The 6,204-nt window shown below is 57.8% G+C and carries 4 protein-coding genes; 2 read left to right on the top strand and 2 right to left on the bottom strand.

Annotated features, from left to right (window positions below; genetic code table 11):
- Positions 1-1,215: choice-of-anchor Q domain-containing protein (locus ABX749_RS17820; RefSeq protein ID WP_372897150.1), on the bottom strand; the 1,215-nt coding region annotated here is incomplete at its 3' end.
- Between the two features lie 1,023 nt (positions 1,216-2,238).
- Positions 2,239-2,472 (bottom strand): hypothetical protein, encoded by a 234-nt coding sequence (locus ABX749_RS17815; RefSeq protein WP_372897149.1) that lies wholly within the window; start codon positions 2,470-2,472, stop codon positions 2,239-2,241.
- A 393-nt stretch (positions 2,473-2,865) separates the two neighbouring features.
- On the opposite strand from ABX749_RS17815, the gene ABX749_RS17810 reads away from it, so the two are divergent.
- On the top strand, positions 2,866-4,338 hold the full coding sequence (locus ABX749_RS17810; protein WP_372897148.1) for a sulfatase: 1,473 nt from the start codon (positions 2,866-2,868) through the stop codon (positions 4,336-4,338).
- Between the two features lie 1,004 nt (positions 4,339-5,342).
- Entirely contained in the window at positions 5,343-5,741 is a 399-nt protein-coding gene (locus ABX749_RS17805) for a hypothetical protein (RefSeq protein ID WP_372897147.1), read from the top strand.
- The last annotated feature ends 463 nt before the right edge of the window (positions 5,742-6,204 follow it).

The raw sequence follows: 6,204 nt of genomic DNA, 5'->3' as shown, positions 1-6,204 counted from the left end.
CGCTCCGGCATCAATGATCGATGTGCCGTTCTCATCGCCATCAAAGATTCGGCCAAATCCGACCCCGCGCTGGTCATACGGGATGGTGGAATCGTTCATTGCGGGGTCACCGGCGTCAATTGCCGGACTGCCGGCCAGAACGGCGTGTGTCGGCGTCGAGCCGCCGTTGTCGGCGAGCGGACCCAACAGCGGCTCGTCCGTCAAGACGTCGTGCGTACCACCAGTCATCTCTCCGGAACCGATCACGTTGTAGTCACCCGTGATCAAGATTTGAACTCCATCGCTCAAATTCTTGTCGCGATCTGATTCATTGCCGGAAACAATCGATTGATGCACAACGCCAGAGCCCTGTATGACGGCGATCCCGCCCCCGCGTTCAATTGCCGTGTTGTCGGTAATCGTGCTGAGCTCGACATTTAACGTTCCGACGATCGCAATTCCGCCGCCCAACATGGTTGCGGTGTTTCCAGAAATCGTGCTGTTACGAACATCGACGGTGCCATTGGACAGGCTGTAGATCCCACCCCCGAATCCGCCGTCATCGGCAGCGACAATGAGTTGAGCGACGTTGCCCGATACGGTGCTGTCGATCAAATGGACGGTGCCACGCTCGTTGTACAAGCCGCCACCGTCGACGGCGGCATTGCGAAACAGATGGACACCTTGCAGCGTCAGGTCCTCACTATTCTGAATCCCACCACCGAAGCGAAAACGAAACGCGTCTCCTCCACCCGACGATGCTGCTTCGGTGTCACCGCCGGTGATGGTCAAACCACTGAGAGTGACCTTGGTGAAAACCGATCTATCCCCATCATCGACCAGAAATACCTTGTGTCCGTCAGCAGTATTGAATTGTTTGTCGATTCCATGACCGGCATCGATCGTCAGCAAGTCGGCTCCCGGTCCGATAATGGTCACCGCAGAACTGATCACCAAGGGGCCCTCGGTCAATACGATTGTCGCGGCACCAGCAGTCGTCAGAGCGGGGGCAAACTCAATGGTGTCGTCGTTGGGACTCGCGACGGAGGAAAGAATCGCTTCGCGAAGACTGGTGACACCGTCACCGGAGTCGACGACGTCCGCCAGCGTCGTCACTTCGATTCCCGCCAAGAGATGTCGAGATTCCAGTTGCTCGATGATTCCAAGTCGGCGACGAACTCGATGAGTTGATATCGGGTAACTGCCGGAATGTCGGACTCGGTTTCGCTGGAGCATGATCATGTTGCTTGGGCGGATGGACTATGCTCCGTCACCCCATCAAGTCTAGCGTAACCATTGATGGATGACAAATTTATCGCGGGCAAGTATTGTGCCAGCCCTCCGAGGCTTCATCGCGAATTCCTCAAGAGACTGGAGCAGCGAAAGAAGTCGATTTTCCCTTGGCAATTCCGATCGAGTACATTGGCAACGAGCGGCGATGGTTCGTGCTGTCGTCGTGGCCGGACGCGCGAACCATCTACTGCACCACAGTCAGCGGGTCAAGTTTGTTTTCAATTCAGGTCGATCGCGCCGAAGCGGTTTCCGCCGACGTTGAAGTTGAATCGAATTGCTTTCCGCTTTGACGATTGACGCGCGGTGACGATGGGTTGGGCAAACGCGTCACTCCAGCCCGCTAGGCTGACGCCAGTTTTTTGAATCCTCTGGCCGCAGGTCGTCAGCGTTTTGGTGCAGCAGTCGTCTTGATCTCTCGTGGCCCATCGAGTGATCCACTGGCGCAGGACTCCCCGGTCACTCGCGTCGTGTGGTCAGAGGGTGTTTTTCTTTTAGTGAAAGACAAAACCGACCGAACGCACGACGCGCGGTTCCTTGGGGGGCGAGCGTCTTTGGATGTTTGAAGTGCACCAATGAGATCGAAACGCGGCTTGGACCACGACGCCGATGAGCTGCGTGCAAGAGACTTCAGAAGCGGACGGTTTGGAGGAGGGAGCGACGATCGCAGCAAGCGTGGCGTGCGGGTGATGCCCGGAGGGCAGGCACAGTGTCTGCCGGCGGTGTGAGCCGCCGGATCGGAGACTTACTTTGCCGCAACAGCCCTGAAAGGGCGACACAGTCCATGCTGCGGCCTCGACCCTCTGGGCACTGTGTCGGCCTTCCAGGCCTGCGCCAAAGGTGCATCGGAACCGGGCCCTGACGGGCCCGGCAAGCACTCTGTCAGCCCGCCGGGCTTGCACATCTTGGGACAAGATCAGGTAGTTTCGCTTGTTCCCTGAACGAGAAAAAGCAAGTCGGTGCTCGCGTTCACGGCGGACTCGAACGGCTGGATATCGGCCGGAAGCTAACGCCCGCCGGATCGATCTGGCCAGCGGCCGAGTTGCCGCTGCTGGCAGTCGTGAACATTTGACCGGGCTGGTAGACGTCGGTGATCTCGGCCGGAGCATCGAATTGGGCGACCGGCGGTGTTGCCAGGCCGGCCATCAGGTTTCGGGATTCGAGTGCTTCGATCGAGTGCCGCATGGTTCGCCGGTGGGTCATTCTCTTACTCCAAAATTCGCGGGGTGCGGGAATTGTGACTTCGATAGAAACTAAACCGGTCGCGACGAGATCCTGCGCAGGCGAAAAGAAAAAAGTCAGAAGCCGCTGTAAAGTCCGTTGGGCTGGTGCGACCCGCGAATCGTATGCGTCCTCGTCGTCCCATCGCAGAACCGTCGATCGGGCGAGCGATGTGCAATCGAAACCAAACTCGCGGAGGATGCATCGCCCGCCAGTGGTCGTGCTGAATCGTTCGACGCGGTTTCCATTCCCAATAAGCTCCGAGCTTGATGACGTGTGCAGTCGTGCTTCCGTTGGACGTGAAGATTGTCGGGAGCTATGCTCTTTGGAAAAAAACTTCGGTGTTTCCAAATGAACGTTGATCGAATCTGCCTTTTGCTTCTCTTCGTTACCGCCAGCGTCCTGAACACGCGCGATGCTGACGCTGCCGAGCGACCCAACATCGTCGTGGTCCTGATTGACGACCTGCGATACGACGTGTTTGGCTACATGGACCATCCGTTTGTCGAGACACCGCACATCGACGCGCTTGCAGCGGGCGGAATGCGGTTTGACAGCGCCTTCGTGACGACGTCGCTTTGCTCGCCCGCGAGAGCGTCGTTTCTGACCGGCCAATACATGCACCACCACAAGGTCGTCGGCAACGCGGACCTGATGCCACAAGGGACCGTGACCTTTGCCCAGCTTCTACAGAAGGCTGGATACGACACGGCCTTTGTCGGCAAGTGGCACATGGGCGGCTCCAGCGATGCCCCGCGCCCCGGATTCGATCATTGGGTCAGCTTTCGCGGGCAAGGCAGCTATTTTCCCAATGGGCAAAAGCTGAACGTTGATGGTCAGCTGAAAACGCAGCAGAACTACATGACGGACGAACTGACGGAGTACGCGACGCGTTGGCTGGCCGACCGCGACCAGGCGACGCCGTTCCTGTTGTACCTTTCGCACAAGGGAGTCCACGGCTTGTACGATCCGGCGCCACGGCATCGAGATCGTTACAAGCACCAGAAATTCACACCGCCCGCCAGTATGACAAACTCTCAAGCGAACGGCGCCGGCAAGCCGATGTGGGTGCGTGACCAGCGGAACAGCTGGCACGGTGTCGAGTTCCCCTACCACGGACGCTCCGGTCAAACGCTTGCCGAGATGTACTTGCACTACTGCGAGATGATCCTGTCCATCGACGATAGCGTGGGTCGGTTGATGACGACACTCGGAGAGATCGGAGCCGACAGGAACACGCTGGTCCTGTTCACCAGCGATGGCGGACACTTGTGGGGCGAGCATGGACTGATCGATAAACGCTGTGCCTATGAAGCATCGATCCGAATTCCGCTGCTAGCTCATTGGCCAGAGACGATCGCACCGGCTTCGCAGTGCGACGCGGTCGTCACAAACATCGACGTCGCCCCAACCCTGCTCGATCTCGCCGGCGTCGCGATCCCCGACCAGATCGACGGACAAAGCTTTCGCCCCTTGCTGTCCGATCCAAACGCTGACAACTCTCGAAACACATTGCTTTATGAATACTACTGGGAGCCGGCCTTTCCGCAGACACCCACGACGTTTGCGCTGCGCGATTCACGCTACAAATTGATCCAGTACCACGGCATTTGGGATACGGATGAGCTTTACGATTTGAAGACGGATCCCCAAGAAACCGACAACCTGATTCTCAAGCCGGACCAGCAAGCTCGCGTCAATCGCATGCGGCGCGAGCTGCATGAGCGTCTGCAGGAGTCGGGCGGACTTGCCATTCCGCTCGGGTTCAAACGCAACCATGGCTCCAGTCTGCGCAGCCCAAGTGGAACAAAGCGTGCGAGTTTTCCAGAGCACATGATCTCGCCGTGATGATCTGAAATCCAGGATCGGATTCCTGGAAGAACGCCACGTGCACGCGATCATTCAGCCCCCAACAGCCACGCCTCCAATTCCCGGGCGATCATCGAGGTTCACCCGCGTGGTCGTGACGGCGCCCGCACCGCTTCGCAGTCTCACGTTCCAGTCGTCTGGTCGATGGCGACTCTGGAGGTCGATCGCATTGAGATAGAGGGGACCAAGAGGTCAGATCTCACTGTCACGGAACGAATTGCACAGACGGCAGTTTGGTTGTTGGTTCTTGGGCTGCTCATTGGTATCCTGCTCGGCATCCGTTGGCTTACAACGATTGCCAGTCGTATGGTCACGCCAGACTGTGCTGGTCAGGAACCGGCGACTCAATGTTGCCACTGACTCGAATACCGACTGACGTTAGGCTGACGCCAGCTTCTTGAATCCTCTGGCCGCAGGTTGTCAGCGTTTCGATGCGGTCGCCGGCTTGATCTCTTGTGGCCCTTCGTGCGATCCGCAGGTGCATGACTCCCCCGTCACTCGCGTTGTGTGGTCCGCGGTGTTTTTCTTTGGTTGAAAGACGAATCCGACCGAACGCACGACGCGACGATCCTTGGGAGTCGAGCGCCCGCGGATATTGGAAGTGCACCAATGAGATCAAGACGCCGTTGCCAGCACGACGCTGATGAACTGCGTGCAAGAGAGTTCGGAAGCGGACGGTTAGGAGAAGGCAGAAACGATCGCAGCAAGTGTGTCCGGATTGGCACCTGAAGCGTGAAGAAGAAAGTGCCAAGGAGTCGAAGCTCGATTCGGACTCGGCCGTCGCCACCCAACAGGAGTTCGCCTGGGACTAAAACGCTGGCACGCACTGGCTGAATCCGTTCTAATCGGGTCCGATCACCGGCCCAAGTGAAGGCCGACAAAGTTCTGTCGCCCGATCTATCCCCGTTCTTCCGCATACGTGGATAGATCGCAATTCGTTCGTCAGTCAGAGTCCAGCACCAAGTTCAACACGAACCCCGACGATGAATCAGTCTCCACCACCCAATGACCTGCCGTCCGGCTCTCAAGGAGAAGGCGACATTGATGAAGGCAGCCGCACCTTGTCGACCGATTCTCACGAGACTGTTAAGCATGCCGCGACCGGTGCGGCGCAATTCATCGCCTGGCTTGCAATCGGTTTCGCAGTCACTCTGGCCGGGGCTCTGATTGGTCTTGTACTTTACGTTTCGTTTGGGTTGGAGGGAGACGAACGGGTTTGGGGCGGCGCCGTAGTCGTCGTTGGAGTATTTTACTCTCTATTGGGCGCCGCAGGTTGGGCTGTTGTTCCTCCGATCGCCGCTAGGGTTGATCGAAGAATCGCATTCGGAACAGTGCTTCTTGGATTTATTGCTGGAGTCCTTTCCTTTTCCGTCATCTGGTGATCTAGGCTGAACAATCCATTTCACGGGTCAGAGTGCACCCAAGCGATGATTGGCCAATGCTGTCGCCTCAGCCGCTACAATTGATGACGAACCCTGTGGCGCACCGGAGGGCTCAAGTATATTTTTCCTGATGGTGAATTATCCGTTCGTCCCCGGTGCTCACCGACGTTGAACTTAATCGAATTGCTTTCCGCTGCGACAGTTGATCTGCGGTGATGGTGGGGCGGCGTTGCGTGAGACTCCGTGCCGGAAGGCTGACGCCAGCTTCTTGAATCCTCTGTCCGCAGGTTGTCAGCGTTTCGATGCGGTCGCCGGCTTGATCTCTTGTGGCCCTTCGTGTGATCCGCAGCCGCACGACTCCCCCGTCACTCGCGTTGTGTGGTCCGCGGTGTTTTTCTTTGGTTGAAAGACGATTCCGACCGAACACACGACGCGGCGTTCCTTGGGAGTCGAGCGCCCGCGG

It is taken from the genome of Stieleria sp. (assembly GCF_041595215.1).
Classification (GTDB): domain Bacteria; phylum Planctomycetota; class Planctomycetia; order Pirellulales; family Pirellulaceae; genus Stieleria; species Stieleria magnilauensis.
Note: the sequence above shows the minus strand (reverse complement) of the source record. Positions and strands in the feature narration are given on the sequence as shown.

What these genes read in the sequence shown, in the direction of transcription:
- ABX749_RS17815 (WP_372897149.1), bottom strand. Translation starts at nt 2,472, where the DNA reads ATGACCCACCGGCGAACCATGCGGCACTCGATCGAAGCACTCGAATCC.
- ABX749_RS17805 (WP_372897147.1), top strand. Translation starts at nt 5,343, where the DNA reads ATGAATCAGTCTCCACCACCCAATGACCTGCCGTCCGGCTCTCAAGGA.